23 protein-coding genes and 1 tRNA gene are annotated in these 20,658 nt (G+C 61.6%); 22 read left to right on the top strand and 2 right to left on the bottom strand.

All coding sequences use genetic code 11. From position 1 onward, the window contains the following. The first annotated feature begins 53 nt into the window (after positions 1–53). The 7 genes from MUN81_RS15390 to MUN81_RS15360 all read left to right on the top strand — a co-directional run bounded on the left by MUN81_RS15390 (position 54) and on the right by MUN81_RS15360 (position 3,613). Positions 54–194: a hypothetical protein gene (locus MUN81_RS15390; RefSeq protein ID WP_245111818.1), complete on the top strand. Its 141-nt coding sequence runs from the start codon at positions 54–56 to the stop codon at positions 192–194. Between the two features lie 173 nt (positions 195–367). Further along, entirely contained in the window at positions 368–661 is a 294-nt protein-coding gene (locus MUN81_RS15385) for a hypothetical protein (RefSeq protein ID WP_245111816.1), read from the top strand. Between the two features lie 73 nt (positions 662–734). Next, positions 735–1,454: a hypothetical protein gene (locus MUN81_RS15380; RefSeq protein WP_245111815.1), complete on the top strand. Its 720-nt coding sequence runs from the start codon at positions 735–737 to the stop codon at positions 1,452–1,454. Continuing rightward, positions 1,451–1,624 (top strand): hypothetical protein, encoded by a 174-nt coding sequence (locus MUN81_RS15375; protein WP_245111813.1) that lies wholly within the window; start codon positions 1,451–1,453, stop codon positions 1,622–1,624. Before MUN81_RS15380 ends, MUN81_RS15375 begins: the two co-directional genes overlap by 4 nt. Beyond that, positions 1,625–2,248 carry a hypothetical protein gene (locus tag MUN81_RS15370; RefSeq protein ID WP_245111811.1) on the top strand — a complete coding sequence of 208 codons (624 nt, stop codon included), beginning with the start codon at positions 1,625–1,627 and terminating at the stop codon, positions 2,246–2,248. Next, positions 2,233–2,970, top strand: coding sequence for a hypothetical protein (locus MUN81_RS15365; RefSeq protein WP_245111810.1), 738 nt, complete (start codon positions 2,233–2,235; stop codon positions 2,968–2,970). The genes MUN81_RS15370 and MUN81_RS15365 overlap by 16 nt, the downstream gene beginning before the upstream one ends. A 46-nt stretch (positions 2,971–3,016) precedes the next feature. Beyond that, positions 3,017–3,613, top strand: a complete 597-nt coding sequence (locus tag MUN81_RS15360; protein ID WP_245111808.1) for a hypothetical protein — start codon at positions 3,017–3,019, stop codon at positions 3,611–3,613. A 30-nt stretch (positions 3,614–3,643) separates the two neighbouring features. On the opposite strand, the gene MUN81_RS15355 is transcribed toward MUN81_RS15360, so the two are convergent. Continuing rightward, positions 3,644–4,012 (bottom strand): hypothetical protein, encoded by a 369-nt coding sequence (locus MUN81_RS15355; protein ID WP_245111806.1) that lies wholly within the window; start codon positions 4,010–4,012, stop codon positions 3,644–3,646. A 143-nt stretch (positions 4,013–4,155) separates the two neighbouring features. On the opposite strand from MUN81_RS15355, the gene MUN81_RS15350 reads away from it, so the two are divergent. The 14 genes from MUN81_RS15350 to MUN81_RS15285 all read left to right on the top strand — a co-directional run bounded on the left by MUN81_RS15350 (position 4,156) and on the right by MUN81_RS15285 (position 19,089). After that, complete coding sequence (locus MUN81_RS15350) at positions 4,156–5,310, top strand: DUF932 domain-containing protein (protein WP_245111805.1); 1,155 nt, start codon at positions 4,156–4,158, stop codon at positions 5,308–5,310. 79 nt (positions 5,311–5,389) lie between these two features. After that, the gene (locus MUN81_RS15345) at positions 5,390–6,043 is read left to right on the top strand and encodes a hypothetical protein (protein WP_245111804.1); all 654 of its coding nucleotides are present in this window, start codon (positions 5,390–5,392) and stop codon (positions 6,041–6,043) included. Continuing rightward, positions 6,030–6,695, top strand: a complete 666-nt coding sequence (locus MUN81_RS15340) for a hypothetical protein (protein ID WP_245111802.1) — start codon at positions 6,030–6,032, stop codon at positions 6,693–6,695. Before MUN81_RS15345 ends, MUN81_RS15340 begins: the two co-directional genes overlap by 14 nt. 651 nt (positions 6,696–7,346) lie before the next feature. Further along, positions 7,347–7,862: a hypothetical protein gene (locus tag MUN81_RS15335; protein WP_245111801.1), complete on the top strand. Its 516-nt coding sequence runs from the start codon at positions 7,347–7,349 to the stop codon at positions 7,860–7,862. Continuing rightward, positions 7,849–9,348 (top strand): terminase family protein, encoded by a 1,500-nt coding sequence (locus MUN81_RS15330; RefSeq protein ID WP_245111799.1) that lies wholly within the window; start codon positions 7,849–7,851, stop codon positions 9,346–9,348. The genes MUN81_RS15335 and MUN81_RS15330 overlap by 14 nt, the downstream gene beginning before the upstream one ends. A gap of 300 nt (positions 9,349–9,648) precedes the next feature. Beyond that, positions 9,649–9,954, top strand: a complete 306-nt coding sequence (locus tag MUN81_RS15325) for a hypothetical protein (RefSeq protein ID WP_245111798.1) — start codon at positions 9,649–9,651, stop codon at positions 9,952–9,954. A gap of 4 nt (positions 9,955–9,958) precedes the next feature. Next, entirely contained in the window at positions 9,959–11,227 is a 1,269-nt protein-coding gene (locus MUN81_RS15320; protein WP_245111795.1) for a hypothetical protein, read from the top strand. Between the two features lie 32 nt (positions 11,228–11,259). Then, complete coding sequence (locus MUN81_RS15315; RefSeq protein ID WP_245111788.1) at positions 11,260–12,204, top strand: DUF6712 family protein; 945 nt, start codon at positions 11,260–11,262, stop codon at positions 12,202–12,204. Further along, positions 12,204–12,665 carry a hypothetical protein gene (locus MUN81_RS15310; RefSeq protein WP_245111786.1) on the top strand — a complete coding sequence of 154 codons (462 nt, stop codon included), beginning with the start codon at positions 12,204–12,206 and terminating at the stop codon, positions 12,663–12,665. Before MUN81_RS15315 ends, MUN81_RS15310 begins: the two co-directional genes overlap by 1 nt. Continuing rightward, positions 12,665–13,480, top strand: coding sequence for a hypothetical protein (locus MUN81_RS15305; protein WP_245111785.1), 816 nt, complete (start codon positions 12,665–12,667; stop codon positions 13,478–13,480). Before MUN81_RS15310 ends, MUN81_RS15305 begins: the two co-directional genes overlap by 1 nt. Position 13,481: 1 nt before the next feature. Next, positions 13,482–13,949, top strand: coding sequence for a lysozyme (locus tag MUN81_RS15300; RefSeq protein ID WP_245111783.1), 468 nt, complete (start codon positions 13,482–13,484; stop codon positions 13,947–13,949). Beyond that, complete coding sequence (locus MUN81_RS15295) at positions 13,946–14,434, top strand: hypothetical protein (RefSeq protein WP_245111782.1); 489 nt, start codon at positions 13,946–13,948, stop codon at positions 14,432–14,434. The genes MUN81_RS15300 and MUN81_RS15295 overlap by 4 nt, the downstream gene beginning before the upstream one ends. Positions 14,435–14,965: 531 nt before the next feature. Next, entirely contained in the window at positions 14,966–15,496 is a 531-nt protein-coding gene (locus MUN81_RS15290) for a hypothetical protein (RefSeq protein ID WP_245111780.1), read from the top strand. Next, on the top strand, positions 15,496–19,089 hold the full coding sequence (locus MUN81_RS15285) for a hypothetical protein (protein ID WP_245111778.1): 3,594 nt from the start codon (positions 15,496–15,498) through the stop codon (positions 19,087–19,089). Before MUN81_RS15290 ends, MUN81_RS15285 begins: the two co-directional genes overlap by 1 nt. A gap of 67 nt (positions 19,090–19,156) precedes the next feature. On the opposite strand, the gene MUN81_RS15280 is transcribed toward MUN81_RS15285, so the two are convergent. Next, positions 19,157–19,228, bottom strand: a tRNA-Glu gene (locus MUN81_RS15280). Positions 19,229–19,543: 315 nt separating this feature from the next. Between MUN81_RS15280 and gap the strand changes: the two genes are divergently transcribed. Next, the gene (gene gap, locus MUN81_RS15275; protein ID WP_245111776.1) at positions 19,544–20,551 is read left to right on the top strand and encodes a type I glyceraldehyde-3-phosphate dehydrogenase; all 1,008 of its coding nucleotides are present in this window, start codon (positions 19,544–19,546) and stop codon (positions 20,549–20,551) included. Positions 20,552–20,658: the final 107 nt, after the last annotated feature.

Below are 20,658 nucleotides of genomic sequence, written 5' to 3'. Positions count from 1 at the left end.
AGTTAAGTGCAAAGCCCCGCCCTATGGCGGGGCTTTTTGCGTAAGTTCGGGCCATGGGTTACGACGATGACGACATGCACCCGTTGCTGGGAACTGCGTTAATGGGTGCCGTGATGGCCGGCCTCTTCTTCTTGGCCCGCTTGGCTTACCGATTGCCCTGGGCCCACTGGTGGCACTGGCTTACCACCTGGTAGGCTATCTTCGCTCCGCGAATATTTGAAGTTACCCTTATTGCCAAAGCACCCACGGCCGCGCCATCTGGACTCGGCCGGGGGAGCGTGCGGGTGCAAGTCCCGTAATTCTAGGGTGCTTTGGCACTTCAAGTATTCGCAGCGATTCCTCCGGCTTTTCCGGCCGCGCGCTGCCTATGCCCCTCACTCGCTTCCGGCTCTCGACCCTGCCCGCGTTGGCGCCCTTTCTGGTGCAGCGTGCCCAAACCAATGAGCCGCTGCAGGCGGCGCTCGACGACGGCCTGGCCGACTATACTGAAGGGGCCGAAGTGATGCTCACGGCGCTGCGGGCCTTGCTCGATGAGTGGCTGCACGAAGGCCAGCAGACGTTGTTCGAGGTAGACGAGTTTGCGGACCCCTATAAATGGCTGGCCATGAGTGACCAGCTGGAGGTGGTGCAAACCTTCCGCAACCTGCTGGGCGAGGACTAAAACCGTCCTATTGGCCGCCGGCCCATTCGGCTAGCTTGGATTTCAACGAATCTGAAATCCAAGCAATCCAGTCATGGGAGAACAACTAGAAAAGGTGATTAGCTGGCTGGAGGCCGGCGAGGCGGCCGACTATCGCGCCGGCGTACTGCTGCTGCAGGAGCAGGGCGGCCCGCGCGGCCTGGTGGGCATGCTGCTGCGCAAAGACTCGACCAGCAACCGCGAGAAGCTGCGCTACGAGTTGGTGAAAGTGGGCTGTGGCGGACGCTTGGGCGAAGTGCAGGAAGTGCTCAACCATTTTGCTCAATCCGTGCAGGGCGCGGTGCCGGCCCTGGTCGAGCCCCTGGCTGAGCAGCCGGCCCCGGAAGTGGTGCCCGACGCCGTGCGCGGCGACGTCGACGAACTCACCCAGCTGATGCAGCGGGTGTATAACCAGCGCTGCCAGCTGAGCAACAGCCTGGCCGACTTGGCGCCGGCCGATGCCCCGCCCGTGGTGGCCGAAATCCTACGCCTGCAGAACCAGTACAACGCCCTGTCCGAGAAGCGCCGGCGCCTGGTGGCCGGCGAGGCCGTGGCTCCGGAAGCTGAGCCGCCCGCCGCTGACGCCGTACTGGTGGTCGACCGGGCCGAGCTGCTGAAGCAGCGCGCCAACCTGCGCTCGAACCTGAGCAAGGCCAAGAAGAACCAAGCGGCCGCTAAGTCGGAGGCCAAGCGGAGTGAATACGCGCAGAAGGTAGCGGTGCTCAGCACCGAACTGAGCAACCTGGAACTGCAGCTCTCGCTGCCGCAGGCATGAGCGCCGGCGCCCGCATTGCCCTGGCCCTGCTAGGGCTGATGCTGGCCCTGTGCGTGTACTCGTGCATGGCCCCTCGTTTTCAGGAAGCGCCGCGCCAATCGCGGCGCTATTATCAACACCGGCAGCGCGTGCACGCCCAGGAGCGCCGCCACCATTACCACCGCAAGTAAATGGCCCATCCCCGCATGTGGCGGCCCGAACAGCGCCGCCTCGACCAGCTCACGCCGCTGGAAAATAATCCGTTTGGCAAAATCACCGCCGAGAAACGCCGGCGCCTCGAAGAGAAGCTGCTCGAACTCGGCACCTTCGAGGCGGCCACCGTCGACAACGACGGCGTGCTGCTCACCTTCAACAAGCGCCACAACCTGCTGCTGGGCCTATTCGGGCCCAGCTACGAGGTAACGGTGCTGGTGCCGACCGGCGAGCTCACCGAGAGCCAGCGCAAGAAAATCATCCTGGCTTCCAACGTCAACGAAGGGGAGTGGATTGATGACATCCTGCGTGAGCAGTACGCCGACGTGCTCGACGAGGTGGGCCTGCAGCTGGCCGCCCTCGATGCCGACGTGGCCGCAGCCGCCGGCGGCACGAAGGAAGCCGAGCCGGAGTTTCCCATCGTGGCCGAGTTCTCGGAGAAGTACGACGCGGTGGTGATTGTCTGCCGCAACGCCATTGATTTCAACTTCCTGCAGGAAGTGCTGGGCCTGGCCAAGGAGCAGAGCTACAAGAGCAAGGAGGTGGGCCAAACCCGCGTCATGGACGCGAAAGACTTCTGCGAGAAATGGAAATCCCGATAGTCATTCCCTCGCACAAGCGCGCGGGCCGCATCCTGACCCTGGGCGTAGTGCCCTCGGCTATCCTTTGCATTCCGGAGAGCCAGCGCGCCGAGTACGCGCTGGCGCACCCGGACGCGGAGCTGGTGACGCATCCGGACGAGGTGGTGGGCCTGGCCCGCAAGCGCAACTGGATGTACCAGCACTTCGGCGACATGCTGCAACTCGACGACGACATCACCGACTTCCGGCGCATGTACCTGCCGGCCGGCGAGAAGGTGAGCGTGGCACCCGAGCGGGTGCAGGCCATCGTGCAGGAAACGGCCTACGCCGCCCGCGAGGCCGGCGCCTACCTCTGGGGCTTCACCAGCAACCCCAACCCCACCATGTACAAGAGCCTGGCGCCGATTAGCCTCACAGGCTATATCACCGGCTGCGCCACCGGGCTGCTGAAGGGCTCGAAGCTCTGGTACAATCCGGACATCATCTGCAACGAGGATTATTGGATTAGCTGCCTGAACGCCTATCACCACCGCCTCATCTGGAAGGATACGCGCTTCACCTTCATTCAAAAGGATACGTTCGTGGGGCAGGGCGGCCTGGCCGAGTTCCGGAACATCGATGCCGAGCGGGCCGACTTCGAGCTGCTGAAGCGGTGCTTCGGCGATGCGATTCAGGAGAAGAAGGATGGCAAGCTGGCTAAGCGGAAGCATCCGTTTCAGAAGACGATGAAGCTGCCGTTTTAAAGAAAAGGGGTTGATATTCACGCAGAATATCAACCCCTTTTCTTCTATGGACGTCACTAGTTTACCAACGGAAAGCCTTTACAAATTCATGGCTTTTGCTGGCCTGATAATCATTTTTGGCACTGCTGCTTACGCTTACAAGTTCTTGACAGCTATTGGTAAGCAGCTAATCACTGTTCAAACTGACGTAGCAGTTTTCCAGGTCAAAAGCGCAAAATATAGGGAGGGTGTCCTGAAAAGAATGGCGGCCATAAAAAGCGAGGCAGCGGATATTATGGGAATTCAGTTAGGAGAGTTGGAGAAAGAGCTTATTTCAGTGCGGACGACAGATAACAATCCGGTAGGACTTTATGCTGGTAAAAACTTCTCGCCAGAGGCCCAAGAACTATTTAAAAAGATGTCTGCTAATCGCGAAATAGTGGATGACGGAGGATACGAACTTGATATAATCAGCGCGGAGCTAGCAGGTAAAATTGACCTTCTCGCCTTTGAAACACGACAAGAAAGGTTATTGAAAATAGGCTGTGTTATTTCAATCCTAGTCGGATCTGTGCTCACATATTATGGCTTTAAGCATTGGGCGGTAATGCAAGACTATGCCGACCGTGTTTTGATAAAAGAAGCTATTGATAAATTAAAGTAAAAAAAGGCCCCGCAGCTGCGGGGCCTTTTTTTACTTTAATTGCCGGGCCACAATCACCTCAGCGTCGCCGACGGCTGCACCCTTGGGCAGCATGGCCACCACGGCCGAGTAGAGCGATTCCACGGCCGACCTGTAGCCCTCGAAGCCGGAGCCCTGCAGTACCTGGTAGTCGCGGTACCCGATACCGGTACCGCCATTGGCGTTGTGCTGTGGCTCGACCCAGTGCAGCGCCTGGTACTCCTTTACGCTGGCCAACTTCCCTTGCCATATCACGCGCACTCCCTCCGTGCGCAGCAGCGTGTTTCGCACTTCGTAGAGCTGGCGCCCTGGCAGTGGGCTATAGAGCCAGATGAAACTCACGCCGCCGTCATGCACGGTCTTCAGCTGGATTTGGGGCATGGCTAAAAATACGGCCCTGGCGGGCTGCAAGCGGCTTTTTTGCCAGAATTTTATTAGAAAATAAAGGCTGTTTGGTTTCTGTAACTGGTTCTGTATGAAGAATTTTGCATCATCAGTTCACCACTTACACATCTCAAACAACCATGAAAAAAGTAACCGCAACCGCCGCCATTAAGACTGCCCTGGCAGCCGAAACCACCGCCCAGAAGCTCGACCTGCTGCTGGACTACATTAACGGCCAGTACGGGAGCGAGGCCAACCTGCCTGCCGGCAGCAAGCTCGGGAAGACGCTCGACACGCTGCGCGACGAACTGGCCGCTGAGGCCCTGACCAAGCTGGCCACCCGCCGCGGCCGCAAGGCTGCCCAGGTGGTGCCCGTAGCTGAGCAGCCCGCCGTGCTCGACAGCGTGGCCGGCATGCACCAGGCCGAAACCGAATTTGCGGCTCAGCAGCCGCGCATCGAGCAGCCAGAGCGCGTAGAGCTGCCCGAGCCCACCGACGAAGACCTCGCCAACGAAACCCTGGCGGAGGCCCAGAGCATTCTCGATGCCGCCGTCGTGCGCGACGTGGCTCCGGAGCCGGTGCACCCGGTAAGTGCTCCGGAGCGCCAGGCCTTCCGCTCGGAAGCGCTGGACCTCATTCTGAGCGCAGCGGTGCCGGCGAGTACGAAAACGTACTCGCCGCTGAGCCACCTCGACCTGATTAACGCCGTGAAGGAGCAACTCGACAAGTGCGGGCTGCAGGTGAAGGATGAGCGCTACCAGGAAAATCGGAAGGGGCAACAGATGTTTGGCCACCTGACGGTGGCCGGCCACAACGGCGAGCAGGATATGTGCTTGGGCTTCCGCAACAGCTACGATAAGAGCATGCAGGTGGGCGTTGTGGGCGGCTCGCGGGTGATTGTCTGCTCGAACCTCATGTTCGCCGGCGACTTTAAGGCCCTGGCCATGCACAACGGCAACCTGGTGCAGGAACTCAATACCATGCTCGGCAAGGCCGCCGACCGCCTCGAGGAGCACTACCGCAAGCTGCAGCTTGATTCGGAGAAGATGAAGCAGGTGGAAGTGAACCCCCGCCTCATTCACGAAATCCTCGGGGAGCTGTTCTATTCCGAGTCGGTGGTGAGCGAGGCCCAGCTGCGCATCATCCGCGGCGAGCTGCGCGAGCAAACCAACTTCGGCGATGGGAGCCTGTGGGACCTGTACAACCACACCACCGAGGCGCTGAAGACCACGCCCAGCGGCCTTATCATCGGCCGGCACATCGAGGCGCACCAGTTTTACATGCAGCGCGCCTAATCCCTCATTACTAACCGTGTACCGGTGTCTCCGGCCGCGCTGCGGTCGGAGGCCTGGCTACGCCTTTGCCATAACTAAAGTGAGCAAGTACGATTTAAGAACCAAGAAAGGGTACGACTTCTTTGAAGTATCGAGCGCCCTGCAGAAGTGCATCCGTCGCGGGATGGAGGAAGAGGCCATGTACTGGGCCGTGGAGCTGTTCAACTCTTCCTACCAAGAGTACGTGTGGAAACGCCTGCGCATCATGGCCAGCGAAGACGTGGGCCTGGCCGTGCCTGGCATCGTGGCCGAGATTCAGGCCCTCTACCAGCACCACAAGCTGCAGGCCACCAAGAAGGAGGACAAGAACCAGCCCGAGCGCCTGTTTCTCACGCACGCCGTGCTCATGCTCTGCCGCGCCCCGAAGAGCCGCGTGGTCGACCACGCGCTGCTCTACCACTGGATGCGGCACGAGCACGTGCACCTGGAGGTGCCGGATTTTGCGCTTGACAAGCATAACGAGCGCGGCCGGCGGCTGGGCCGGGGGTGGCGGCATTTTTTCTTTACTGGCACGCTGCTGGCCGACTCGGGCAGCGTGCCCGGCGAACACGAGTACCGGCAATTGGCGATGGATGCCGTGGGCAGCCCGTCGCCGTCGATGTTCGCTCCCGAGTCGCCGCCTGAGCCGCCCGCCCCGGTTAAAGTGCTGAGCTTGTTTCCCGAAGCCGAAGCCGCGCCCGATGCCGAAGGGTGACCAGAAAAAGCGGGTGATGCGCAAGCGCACCCTCGACGAGCCGGGATATTACGCCTTCGCCTCCGTAGTCGGCCAGCAGCGGCATTTCAACGTGCAAACGGCCAAGCTGCTGGCTGCCTACGGCTTGGAGCCCCTGAGCCTGCTCGATGGCCAGGGCCGGCCCCAGCCGCCGCAGCTGCCCAGCGAAGAAATACTGGAGTGGATAATTGAGCAGAGCAATTGCCCCATGACGCAGCTGCGGGCCTTCGTGGAGGTAGGCGGCGACGAGCAGCCCGACCTCACGCCCTGGGGACGCATTGCCGCCGGCCTCGTGAGCACCACGGAGGCCAGCCTGCGCCGCTGGGGCGACGTGAACCACTTCACGCCGCAGCTGCTGCGCCACTACTGCGGGCCGGAGGGAACGCCCCTCGACGTGCAGGCCCAGGTGCTCAGCCACGAAGCGCCCGAGCTAAGGCCTGAGGAACTGTGGGAGTTCATTGTGGCGCACCCACGGGGCGCGCACACTTACCAGCCCCAGACCATCGGCCACCGGTTGGCCGAAGCCTTTCAGCGCAGCGCGGGCTTTCGCCTCACCTACACGTACGCGGTAAACTTGCTTGGGCTTATGGACGGCCGGCAACCAGCATCAGTTAGCAAGGAGCCACCTTTCTGAAACGCGAAAAGCCCAGCAAGGCCGAGCTTTTCTATCAGTCCACGCATCGGCATCTCAACTCCGATGAATGAGTTGCGAAGATATACTTTATTCAAGCAACAAGCTCGCGCGCAAGCTTGCTTACCTCTTCGTGGCCGATATTTGTCTGAGGCCCGCTTGGACGAGTGAAGCGGTAATGAATATATCAGGGCTTTTCAAACTTCCGCATTTTGTTTGCAATGTAATGAGAGGTGTTACAGCCCCATTGGACAAGGTGACTTTGCTGTAAGGTGTTACCTTGGTGTTGTCTGTGACTTGGTAGGTAAAGGCCACTGCTGCTGAACCCACGTTCATGAACTGGACCCTGTAATGGTTATATGAACTACCGCCACGGGAACAAATGCAACGCGCCTGCAAGCCATTGGTCAGGGTTTTAAACTCAGTCCAATTTCCTGTCGAATTGTATTGGGCCTGAGCATAACAACCGTAGTGTAGTAGGGCTAAAAGCCAAGTGCAAAAGAAGAGCTTAGCATTCATTTTTAATGTTTTAAAAGTGTATGCGATATTAATGATATAAATAAAATTTTAGTAGGATGGCTAGGGCGTGCGCTAAATCACGTCCTACGTTCACGTTGAGTGGGGTTGCTACTTGGGTGGCAACCCCGCTTTTTTATGAAGAAACTTGGAAAGGGCGATAAGCTCGATAAATACCGGTCGCACCTAGTCGACGGCGCCGACCTCAAGCCCGACGAGCTGGAGATGCTGGCCAAGTACCGCAAGGCCCACGGCCTGCTCTGCCTGGGCTTCGGCCGCAACCAGGTGCTGGCCACCCTGGAGAAGGAGTACGAGCTGAGCCAGCCGCAGCTCTACGCCATCGTGCGCGAGAGCATCAAGCTCTATGGTTCGATTGAGGAGGTCGATAAAAAGGGCCAGCGCGTCATTTCGCACGAGAACTACAAGCTGCTGGGCAACCTGGCCCGCAAGAACGGCGACATCGGCGCGGCCATCCGCGCCCAGGAAAACGCCGACAAGCTGCTGGGCTTGTTCGAGGCCGAAAAGACGGTGCTCGACCCGAAGGCCTTCCTCATCCCGGTGCCCATGGACTTCAGCACCGACCCGGCCGTGCTGCGTGAGCAGGAATCGACCGAGGACACCGATTACGAGGACGTGAGCGATGAAGCGGAGTAATTTCGAGCGGGAGGAGCGCCGGCGCGTTTACGTCAACGAGAAGCAGCGGCAATTTCTGGCCGCCAAGCAGAAGCGGCGCAGCTTCGTGGGCGGCCGGGGCTCGGGCAAAACCACCGTGGCCGGCCACGAAACGCGGGTGCAGATGAACTACCTGGCCCGGGCCAAGGGCTTTCTGGCGGGCCTCACTTACACGCAGCTGCTGAGCAACACGCTGCCGGCGATGGAAGGGGCCTGGCAGGCGCACGGCCTGCGCGAGTACGACCAAAAATCGGGCTTTGGGCACTACGTGAAGGGCAAGCGGCCGCCGGCCGACTGGATTAAGCCCTACCAGCCGCCCAGCAATTACGAAAACGTGATTTCGTTCCTGAACGGCTACACCATCCAGCTGCTGAGCATGGACCGGGCCGAACTGGCCCGCGGCGGCAACTACGACTTTGGGCACATCGACGAGTCGGCCCTGATGAAGGAGGAGCACGTCAACAAAATCCTGCGCCCGATGATTCGGGGCAATATCTACCGCTTCCAGGACGAGCACCACCAAACCTTCTGCGATTACACGTCCGTGCCCTGGCTGCCCTCGGGCCAGTGGGTGTTCAAAACCGAAGACCTGGCCAAGGAAGACCCCGGAAACCACTTTTTTCTCGAATCCACGGCCTACGACAACGTGCACGTGCTGGGGGAGAAATACCTGCGTGACCTGCGCAACGGCATGACCCCCCTGGAGTGGGACGTGGAGGTGATGAATAAGCGCCTGACCAAGCTGCCCAATTCGTTCTACCCCAGCTTCTCGGAGGAAAAGCACGGCGTTTGGAAAACGTACACTTACGTGCACGACGAAGAAACCGGGCTCACGCTCAGCATCGACTCGGACCGCGACCCCAAACGCTTACTGGAGCTGAGCTTCGACTTTAACGCGGCCTTTACTTCCGTCATCGTATGCCAGGAGCATGGCAATGAGTTCCGCGCCCTCGATGCGTTGTGGGTCAAGCAAAGCAGCACTACCGTGCTCGATGCGTTGGTGGACAAATTCTGCGACACCTACGAGAGCCACGAGCGCAAAGAACTGCTGCTCTACGGTGACCGCAACGGCAACAACAAGCAGGTGGGCTCGAACTTAACGCTCTACCAAACCATCCAGCAGGGCCTCGCGGCCCGGGGGTGGAAGTCGACCATGATGGTGCAGGGCCTCGACCCCGACCACCGCCTCAAGCACATCGCCATCAACCAGCTGCTGGCCGAGAACAACCCGCGCCTGCCCGTGATGCGCTTCAACCGCAACAAGTGCAAGTTCCTCATCATCTCCATTCAGCAGTCCCCCATCAATCCGGACTGGACCAAGAACAAGAATAGCGAGAAGAGCAGCATTGACCAGGAGCGGGCCACTCACCTCAGCGACTGCTTTGACAACATCGTTTATCGTAAGTACGGCCACCTCTTCGGCCAGGCGCAAAGCTTCGAGCCCGTGTACTTCCTGGGCCGTGATTAGCATGGCCAGCTGAGCCGACTGGCAATTGCCATCTGTAGTTATCGAAAAACGGCCCTGGCGTAGTTGTCAGGGCCGTTTTTGTGTTATAGTCCAACGGGCAGCCCCCTTTCATATATTCCTCAAAATTGCCGTTTTGGCAATTGCCGAACGCTAAAGGGCGCGCTCTCTCGCGTGCGTCACGCAATAAAAAATCGACCCGCCGCCGGGCGTTGTGCCTGATTTCGTGCGCCGTAGGTCAAAAGCACGCAATAATTTATTTCCGTCCTACCCGCCGGGGGGTGAAAACGGCAATTTGAGTCCATGCAACGGATTCACATACGGACGGTGCTGGCCGAAATCGACCAGCACGAAGCCAACGGGCAGGGCCGCGCCTTTTCGCTGGAGTACTACAAAACGAGCGGCACCAAGGGCAGCAAAGCGGCTGTCCGCAAGGGCGGCCTCTCGGGCGTGGGCACCGGGCCAAGCACCGCAAGCACCCGCCCCTTTGGCTACAAGGTGAAGGAAAAGGGCACGCTGCAGCTGGTGAACTGCCAAAACAATCAGCCTTTCTCGCTTAAAATCATCCTGCTGACCCATTTCAACGGTCAGCGCATCCTGCACGGCTAAGCCCATGAGACGAGACATCAAAGAAGTAGGGGCCGGTCTCTTCATCCTGCCCGGCGCGCAGGCCCTGGTCGAGCTCACCAAGAGCGACAAAGCGCAGGACGTCAATTTTGGCGCCGCGCCGCTCACCAGCGGCGGGCTGAAGGTGGCGCCCTGGGGCAAAGACAACCTGCAGCCGCAGCAGATGCTGGAGTTGATTTACAACAATCACATCAAGCCGCAGCTCATCACCACGGCCCGGGATTTTCTGCTGGGCTCGCGCGTAGGCTGCTTCGCGCGCAGCGTGAAGGACGGCAAAATCGTCGTCGAGCCGGTGATTGACACCGAGATGGAAGAGTGGTACGAGTCCATCGACGGCGACATGGCCATGCAGTCGCTGGCTTACAACCTCGAAGGCTTCGCCAACTACTTCTCGGTGCTTTCGCTGGCCTCGAAAAACTACGTGGAAAGCATCCAGAGCTTCGACGCCACGGTGGTGCGCGCCCTGGTGACGACCAAGCCCCGGCCCGAGAAGTACGCCCTGCACCACGACTGGCGCAATTTTAAGGGCGACGAGGCCAAAATTTTGCCGGCCTACGACCCGCTCAGCCCCACCAAGTTCGGCGAGTGCCTGCTGCACGGCCGCGACTGGACGCCGGGGCAGAAATACTACGACATCCCGCCCTACTGGGGCACGCGCAAGTGGACGGAGGTCAGCAACAAAATCCCGCGCTTCCACAGCTCCGGCCTCGACAACGGGTACAACCTGAAGTACCACATCAAGATACCGCAGGGCTATTTCGACCAGTTTGGCGACGCTGACAAACAGAAAGCAGCCGAGCGCGAGCTGATGGGCAGCATGAACGAAATGCTGGCCGGCGTGGAAAATGCCGACAAGGCCTTCGTGAGCAAGTTCGCCGTCGACGCGATGGGCAAAGCGCTGCCGGGCTGGGAAATCGTGCCCATCGAGAACAAGATGAGCGACAAGGCCTACGACTCGGTGAACACCCAGGCCAACATTGCCCACACCAGCGGCCACGGCATCGACCCGAGCCTGGCCGGCATCGACACCGGCGGCAAGTTCGGCGGCAGCGGCAGCGAGAAGCGCATTAGCTACCAGCTGCACATCGCCCTGCGCACGCCGACCAAACGCAAAATCCTGCTCCAGACGCTGAAAGCGGCCCACAAAATCATGGGCTTCAACCCGGCCCACCAATTCGGCTTCGAGGACGTGGACCTGACCACGCTGGCCGAGAACCCGACCGGGCAGCAGAAGGTGGCCAATAAATCCATGTAGCCGCCCGCGGCTTCACTTATAAGGTAAGTTTTATGCTGTTCAATACGGTAGCAGAGATTAAGGCCCACCTGGGCACCGTGCACAAGAACATGAACCTCGACACGGTGCTCAGCTTCGTGGGCCAGGCCGAGGCCTTGTACCTGGTGCCGGTGCTGGGCGAGGGGCTGGTGGAGCAGCTGGGCAACCTGCCGGCGGAGCAGGCGCCGGCCAAATTGGTCGCGTTGCGTAGCAAATTCCGCGACGCACTGGCTTACTACGTGGTGCTGGAGGCCGCCCCGTTCCTGAGCGTGGCCTTCGGCGACCTGGGCCTGCTGGAGGCCAGCAGCGAGAAAGCAGCGCCCTCGCGGCAGTGGGTGTACAACAACTTCATCGAAGCCGCGGCCGCCGCCGGCGATAAGCTGCTCGACGTGGCCCTGGCGTGGCTCGATGCCCACGCGGCCGACTACACCGACGAGTTAGACTCGGCCGAGTACCGCTCCCGCAAGCAGCTGGTGGTTTCGTCGGCCGCGCAGCTGGGCGAGTACGTGGCCACCGGCGGCAGCCGCCGCTTCTTTCTGGCCCTGTTGCCCACGTTGCGCCAAGTGGAAGAGTTCGAGCTGGCCGACGTGCTGGGGGACGCACTGCTGGAGCAGGTGCGCGAAGGCCTGGCCAGCGGCGAGGCCCCTACGGCCGACACCCGCAAGCTGCTGGCCCTGGCGCGCCCGTTCGTCGCGCACCAAGCATTTGCCAACGGCATCCTGGGCCTGAGCGTGGCCCTGATGGGCACGAGCCTGCGCCTGCTCTCCGACAACGAGGCCGTGCGCCAGCGCCTAGCCGCCCCGGCCGAGGTGGTTTCCGCGCTCAGCCAGCAGGCGCAAGCCGCCGCCACCAAGTACCAGGCCCGCCTGCAGGCGCACCTAGACGCGCTGAATCCGGCCGCCGCCGCGAAGTCGGCGGAGGTGCGCGACAACACCGGCTCACCTGCTTTCTGGGTCTGATGGCGCCGCGCTTTCTCACCCTGGAGGCCGTGGCCGTGGTGGCCGCCGGCGTCAGCGGCTTCGTCGACGTGCACATCTGGTCGCCGGCCTACAGCTACTATTCGCTGCTGGTGCTGGTGGTGCTCGACGTGGTGACCAACAACCTGGTCGAAGGCAAGCGCCTGATGCCGCGCAACCTGGCCCTGCGCCTGCTGGCTTACACGGTGCTGCTGGCGTTCGCCCACGGCTTCGCCGAACACGAAAAGGGGCTGTTTTTCCTGTCCCAGCTGGCCATGGCGCCCTTCGTCATCGTCCACATGCGCCGGCTCATCATCAGCTTCGGCAAGCTCGATTTGGTGGAGCCCAGCGTAGCCGACCTGCTGCAAAAGCGCATTTCCCGCGCGGCGGAGGAGCCAGCAGTACCCGAACCCGAACCCCCCGTGGTACCAGCGCCCCCCGCTGAGCCCGTCACGCCCGCTTAATGCTCACCTTCCGCCTCGATGGCCGCCCGCACCAGGTGCCGGGCGGCTGGGCCGAACTCACCGGCCCCCAGCTGCTACTCGCCGCGCCCTACCTGGCGCAGGATTCCGTAGCCCACCGGCTGGCCGTGCTGCGCGCTTGGTGCCCGGCGCTGCGCGAGAAAGACGTGCGCCGGCTCACGCCCGACCAGCTCTGGGATATGTGCACGCTGGTGGGCTGGGCCTGGCAGCAGCAGATGAGCACCGACGTGGTGAAAGAGTTTGCCCACCGCGGCCGCCGGTACCAGCTGCCCGAGCCTGTGCTGAAAGACGGCGTGGCCATCGAGTACGCGATGGCCAAGGTGTACTTCCAGCAGTTTGCTCACCCCAGGGCCCCGAAGCTGAGCGCGCTCGACGCGCTGGTGGCCACGCTCTGCCGGCCGGCCCGCGCCGACCTGGCCACGGTGCGCCAGCGGCCCGAGTGGGACGGCCAAACCCGCGAGAGGTACAACGCCAAGCTGGCCGAGGAACGGGCGCTGGAGCTGGCCGATGCGCCGCTAGGCGTGAAAATCGTGGTGCTGCACCATTTTCTGGCCGCGCAGCGCTTCGTGCACCGCGCCTACCGCGACCTCTTCAAGCCGGAGGAAGTGCCCGAGGGCCCGAAGCCGGCCGCGCCCAAGCACAGCGACGGCACCGAGATGCTGGAGCTGCTGGCCGACGTGGCCGAGCGCGGCACCTACGGCACCTATGAGCAGGTCGCGCACACCTCGCTGCACACCATTTTATTCAACCTGGCCAAACAGGCCCGCCACCGGCGCGAAGCCGAAAGAAAGTCGTAGAATGAAAATTTCCCCTGCAGGCCTGGCCCTGATTAAACGCGAGGAGCGGTTTATGCCGCGCAAATACCTGTGCTCGGCCCGCAAGCCCACCATCGGCTATGGCCACGTGATTCTGCACGGCGAGGAGCGCTACCTCTACCAGGCCATCACCGAGGCCCAGGCCAGTGCGCTGCTGCAGGCCGACGTGGATGCCAAGTACGGCGCGCACGTGGCCAAACGCCTGACCCGTGCCGTGGCGCAGCACCAGTTCGACGCGATGGTGAGCCTGTGCTTCAACATCGGCACGGGCGGCTTCGATAAGTCGAGCGTGCTGCGCCTGGCCAACGCCGGCAGCACCGATGCGGCCGCCATCACGGCCGCCTTTGGGCTGTGGAACAAATACACCGACCCCGAAACCAAGCAGCTGCGCGTGAGCAAGGGCCTGACCCTGCGCCGCGGCCGTGAGGCGGCCATGTACCTACGCGGATGAGAAAGTCCCTCCTCTTGGTGGCGCTCAGCCTAGCGTGCTGCGCGGCCCCGCGTCCCATCTTTGAGCCCGACCCCGCGCCGGTGAGCACGCCGCTGGCCCTCGACTCGCTGGCCCAACTGCCTCCCTACCTGGTGCCGGCGCCGGCGGGCAGCACCCCGCGCCAGAAGCGCCAGTGGCAGAAGGCCCAGGCCGTCAACCTGGCCCGCGCCGGCGTGCTGCCGGCCAAGCTTAAAAACAGCAGCCTGGCCCAGGGGCCGGGTGCAATGGCCACCACCGTCACCCGGCCCCGCGCACCGGTGGCCACCGGTGCCGGCAGCGCGACGGATAACCGCAAGGCCGGCCAGCGCGGTGGTGCCCCCGCGATTGGCGACGGTGCCCACGCGGAGCTAACCACCGAAAGCGGCCTGAGCTACTGGTGGCTGTTGGTGCCGGTGGCGGGCCTGGCCTGGTGGAAGCGCAGGTGGCTGGTTGGACGGTTGGGTTGACAAGTTTTAGCGCTGCAACCAAGTTCACGAAACTCATCTCCATTGAGGGTTTCGTAAACTTTAATTCGTAGACGAGTTTCTTAAACTCCGGATAGACTCAAATGGCCTATTAGCAGCCTTTTGCCGAGTTGTTGGTGTAGTTTAGGAAACTGAGCGGAATAATAGAAACAGACCGAGCCAGACCGCACCCGCAATGAGGTACGCGGCAATCAGATTGATACCACGCCGTTGAGCTAGGTAAAACATGCCGTAAAAAACGGCCGCGCTTAACAAGCCAAACCCCAAATCCTCCGTGTCCCGACCTGTGGGGTGACACAGCACGCCCAACACTAAGCCAGTCGTCAAAAACAAGCCCTTAAGCAATTGTGGATTCTTCATTGGCCTTCTAAAACACCGGGCAAGGTAGTATCCGTGTTCAGGAAAAGGGTAATTCAAATAAACGAGCCATTCGAATAAATATGAAAAGCCCCGCCCGACCGGCGGGGCTTTTTCGTCCTATGCCCCGGTGCACGGTGCCCGCATCTTGAGAGCATGAGTGACTATTCCGCCGACTTTCAGCGCATTCTCGACGAGGAACTGGGCGACTACGCCGCCCGGTCGCTGGCCGAGCTGGCGGCCACCATTCAGAAGAAAGGCCTGGTGTTCACCGAGGAGCTGCTGCAGTCGCTGCGCTCGGAAGTGGTGGCGGCCAGCGCCCGCCACGTGGCCAGCATGGGCATTGCCTTCGAGCAGTACGGCCGCATCCGCGACATGAAGGGCCTCAATCGCACCAAGGCCCCGCCGCTGGAGGAGATTGAGAAATTCGTGGAGAAGGTTGGCATCGACAAGTTCAACTACGTGCCGGGCTACAAATACGGGCAGTTTCCGCTCACCAAGGCCGTGGCTCTCAACCGCATCGCCTGGGGCATCGCCCGGGCCAAGCTCCGCGACAACGCCCAGGTGAAGCCCAAGGCCTGGTTCGCCAAAACTTTTTACTCCAGCATCAACCGCCTCATCGAGGGGGTGACCACCCGCTACGCCGCCCAAACCGGCCAGCACATCGCCGCCAGCATCCGCATCTAATGGCACAAGTAAGACAGGACAACGTCCAGATTAAGCTCGAAATCGACGGCTCGCAGTCGCGCACCGAACTCGACAACCTGACCCGCAAGGCCCTCGTGCTGCAGGAAGGCATGAAGGGCCTGAAAAAGGGCTCAGAAGAGTACGTGGCGGCCAATAAGGAGCTGAGCCAGGTCAATGCCCGCATGGCTGAGCTACGCAAGGAAATCGGGCTTACCTCGCTCACCATTCCGCAGCTGGGCAACTTATCGCGGCAGCTCAACCGCGAGTTGGGCCAGCTGACTCCCAACACCCAGTCCTTTATCGACAAAGCCAAAGAGTTGGCGGAAGTCGACGCGCGGCTGGCCCAGGTGCGCCGCGAGGCCAAGGGCGTGAAGGAGGAAATCGACAACGTCGGCGGCGGCTTTGCGGATTTCTTCACAAAGGCCGTGGCCTTCACCGGCATCCAGCTGGGCTTTCAAGCCATCCTGAGCGGGCTGAAGCAACTGGGCTCGGAAAGCATCGACGAGTTTGCCCAGGCCCAGGGCGCGGCCGCCCAGTTGGAGGCTTCGCTCAGCAGCACCGGCTACGCGGCCGGGCTCACCAAGCAGGAGCTGCTCGACCTGAGCACCGCGCTGGAGGGCAAAACCATTCTGGACGGTGACGCCATCACGCAGGCCCAATCCGTGCTGCTGACCTTCACCAAGATTAAGAAGGGGGTGTACGAGGAGGCGCTGCCGGCCATTGTCGACATGGCCACCAAGCTGGGCGGCGACGGCCCCGCCGACCTGAAGGGCGCCACCATTCAGGTGGGCAAAGCCCTCAACGACCCGGTGAAGGGCATCACCGCCCTGGGCAAAGCCGGCGTGTCGTTTTCGGAAGACCAGAAAACGATGATTAAGTCGTTGGTGGAAACCGGCGACGTGGCCGGCGCGCAGGCCATCATCCTGCAGGAGCTCAAAACCGAGTTTGCCGGTTCGGCCGAGGCGGCTGCTAAAGCGGGTACTGGCCCGCTGAAGCAGTTTCAGGTGCAAATCGGCAACGTGAAGGAAGGGTTGGGTGAGCTGATTATCGACGGCCTGCAGGCGCTGCAGCCGGTGCTCTCGGCCGGCATCGGCTTGTTTGCGTTTTTCATCGAGCTGCTGAAGGGCACGCCGGCCTTCATCAATGAAAACAAGGGCGTGTTGCTGGGTCTGGGCGTGGCCATCCTCACGCTCAATGCGGAGCAGGTCATTCTTAACTCGCTGGTGTTGGCTCAAACCGTCATCGAGAAGGGACGCGCGGCGGCCACCCTTGCCAGTGCCACCGCCCAGCGGTTGCTCAATGCTGCTATGACGGCTAACCCCATCGGCATCATCATCGCGGCCGTGGCGCTGCTGGTGGGCGGCTTCATCACCCTCTATGATAAAAGTGAGCGGGTGCGCGAAACCATCGCGGGCCTGAGCGCCACGGCCCAGTCGGTGTTTGCCAGCATCAAGAACATTGTAGTAAACCAGTTGGGCTCGGTGGCCGCGCTGTTGGCCGGCATCTTCACCTTTAATCCGCTGCTCATCAAAAAAGGGCTGGACGAGTTGGGGCCAGCGCTGAAAAAAGCCGGTACCGACGCAGCTGGCGCCTACCATGCTGGCTACGCGGAACAAGAGAAAAAGGAGCAGGCTGCCCAGGCCGCCCGGGAAAGCCAGCAGCAGGCCGAACGGACCAAGAAAGCCCAGGAAGCGGCCCGCAAATCGGCTGAGGAAGAAGTGAAAGCCAGCCTGGAGTCGTTGAAGGCGCGCGAAGCCAATATCAAAGCGGCCCTGGCCCTGGTGGCGGCCGGCTCGGCCGAGGAGCTGCGCTTGAAAAAGCAGGAGGTAGTGACCAAGCGGGACATCGAACTCCTCGACGAGAAGAAAACCGCCGGCGACAAAAAAGTGATTCGGGCTGAGGCCCTGCGCGACCTGCGCCAGCTGCAGGACGAATACGACCGGAAAACCAAGGACGCGGCCGACAAGCGGGCCAAGGAGCAGGCCGACGTAGAGAAGAAGATTGCGGACCTGAAGGCGGGCCTGCTCACTGACGAAACCGAGCGGAAAATCCTCCAGCTGCAGGCGGCGGCCGAAAAAGAGAAAGCCACGGCCAAAGGCACGGCCGAGCAGATTGCCGAGCAGCGCAAGCTCATCGAGCAGAAGCTCTCCGCCGACGTGACCGAGGAGCGCCGCCGGCAGGCGGTGAAAAATGCCGAGGAGGAGCTAGACATCGAGAAGCGGCAAAATGCCCTCATCGTGGACCAATACCAGCGCCGGGCGGCGGAACTGCGCACGGCCGCCGCCGGCGAATTGCTGAAGGTGCTCGACACCGACGCCACCGCGGCCGAGAAGCGCCGGCTCATCCAGGCCAAACTGCAGCGCGACCTGGTGGCGCTCGAGGAGGAGCGGGTGGCCCAGCAGCGGGCCATTGCCGAGCGCATCGCGGCCATCGACGAAGACATTGCCCTGCGCCGCATTGCCCGGCGCCGGCAGCAGTCGGCCGACTACAGCCAGGAGCGGGCCGCGGCCGATGCCGACGAGTTTGCCGTGCGCAAAAAGCAGCTCGATGAGCAGTACGCGGAAGAGTATTTCCAGAAGGGCCTCTCCGAAGCGGAAAAGCTGGCCATTTCGCGGCGCTACCTGCAGGAAAAGGACGATTTGGAGGAGGAGTACAACCTGCGCAGCCAGGAGCGGGCCAAGGCGGGCTTCGAGCTGGCCGCGAGCCTGGCCAGCCAGAGCCTGCAGGCTATTGCCGACTTTCAGAAAATTGATTCCGACAAGCAGCTGGCCAAAGCCGAAAAAGACAAGAAGGCCCGGCTGCTGAAGCTTGACCAGGAATACAAGGCCGGCACCATCAGCAAGGAACAATACGAGCAGCAGAAGTCGAACATCGAGGCCAACTACGACCAGAAAACCCGCGCTCTGAAGCGGGAAGCGGCCCAGAAGGAAAAGGAAAACAACATCGCCCAATCCATCATCGCCGGCTTGCTGGCCGTGGTGAAGGCCTTGCCCGACCCGTTTCTGGCCACGGCCACCGGCGTTGCAGCCGGCCTGGCCACGGCCAAAATCATTGCCACGCCGATTCCGGAATTTGCCCTGGGTGGCGTGGCGGGGGCGCCGAAGCCCACGTGGCGCGAGAAGGTGCGCCGCTTTGCTTCCGGCGGCATCAACTCCGTTGCCGGCGTGCCCAGCGTGGGCCAGCTGCACGGCGGCGGCGGCATCCGGATGGTTGACGGAGCCACCGGCCAGCACCTGGGCGAGTGGGAGCGGGGCGAGCCGTACATGATACTGAGCCGCGACACCTACGCCAACAACCGCGAGCTGGTCGATGCGCTGCTTGACACCAGCTTGCATAGGGGCGGGGCCCCGGTGCGCCGGCGCGACGCGGGTTATTACGCCGAGGGGGGCACGGCCGGCGGCGCGCTGACCGGCGCGGCCGCGGCGCCGGGTGCCGGCAGCCAGGACGTGGTGCAGGCCATTAACCGGGTGGAATCGGCCGTGCGCGGTCTACCCAGCCGGCAGTATATCCAGTGGACCGACGAGGACACGGTTAACGTGGAAGACCGGCTGGAGGCACGGGAAGCCGACCGGCAAGGGGCACAGATTAAATAATCTGCCACAGAAACTGCCACAGACAACAAAGAAAAAGGCCCTCCTGCTACCAGGAGGGCCTTTTGTGTAGTCCGTAGGGGAATCGAACCCCTGTTGGTAGAATGAAAATCTACTGTCCTAACCCCTAGACGAACGGACCGTTGTTCGTTTTGATGATGCAAAGGTACGGCGCGCCGCTTTCGATGCAAGTACTAAGGCTAAAAAAAATGGCCTGCGAACGGAAATAGCCTGTTTTACAGGCTAAAAAATTTACGCGTGGTCGCTGGACAGGCCATGAGGCCGTGGGGCAACGCTGAATGACGCTTGCCGGATACAGTATTCCGTAGGGGAATCGAACCCCTGCTGCCTCGTGTCGTGAAATGCGGCACCAACCCGCGCCATTCTACTATCTTCGCCCCGCTTTTTAACCAGTCGCCGATGTGGCGGCTGTCACTTACCACCTTCCTGTTTCACCATGGCTAAAATTAAAGTCGCCATCAACGGCTTCGGTCGCATCGGCCGCCTCACATTCAAGTCGCTGCTGGGCCGCGACAACGTGGAAATCGTTGCCATCAACGACCTGACCGACAACAAAACGTTGGCCCACCTGCTGAAGTATGACTCCGTGCACGGCCGCTTCGACGGCACCGTGAGCTACGACGAGGAAAGCCTCACCGTGAACGGCGTGAAAATTGCCGCCCTTGCCGAGCGCGACCCCAAGCTGCTGCCCTGGGGCACGATGGGCGTCGACGTGGTTTTGGAATCGACCGGCCGCTTCGTGGACGAAGCCGGCGCTGGCCAGCACCTCACCGCCGGTGCCAAGAAAGTGGTGATTTCGGCTCCTGCTACCGGCAACATCCCCACGGTGGTGCTCGGCGTGAACGAAGACATCCTCACCGGCGAAGAAACCATCCTCTCGAACGCCAGCTGCACCACCAACTGCCTGGCCCCCATGGCCAAGGTGCTCGACGACGCTTTCGGCATTGAGAAAGGCTACATCACCACGGTGCACGCCTACACCTCGGACCAGAACCTGCAGGACGCCCCCCATAAGGACCTGCGCCGCGCCCGCGCCGCTGCTTATAGCATCATCCCCACCAGCACCGGCGCCGCCAAGGCCGTGGGCCTGGTGCTGCCCAAGCTGAAGGGCAAGCTCGACGGCCTGGCCATGCGCGTGCCCGTGCCCGATGGCTCGATGACCGACCTGACCGTTATCCTGAAGAAGGAAGTGACCAAGGAGGAAATCAACAACGCCCTGAAAGCGGCCGCCGAAGGCCCCATGAAAGGCATCATCGAGTATGCCACCGACCCGCTGGTGAGCATCGACATTGTGGGCAACCCCCACAGCTGCATCTTCGACTCGGAGCTGACTTCGGCCAACGGCACGCTGGCCAAGGTAATTGGCTGGTACGACAACGAAACCGGCTACTCCACCCGCACCGCCGACCTGATTCAGAAGCTCGGCGAGCGGATGAACGGTTAAGCACCAAGTGCGTACATAAGACGCCGCCTGCTTTGCCCTCGTGGCAAGGCGGGCGGCGTTTTTTGTGTGGTTATTTCGGCCTTTCATTCTAAATATCCCCTTTTCTT

It is taken from the genome of Hymenobacter sp. 5317J-9 (assembly GCF_022921075.1).
Classification (GTDB): domain Bacteria; phylum Bacteroidota; class Bacteroidia; order Cytophagales; family Hymenobacteraceae; genus Hymenobacter.
The sequence above is the reverse complement of the archived record's forward strand: the minus strand, read 5'-3'. Positions and strand labels throughout refer to the sequence as shown.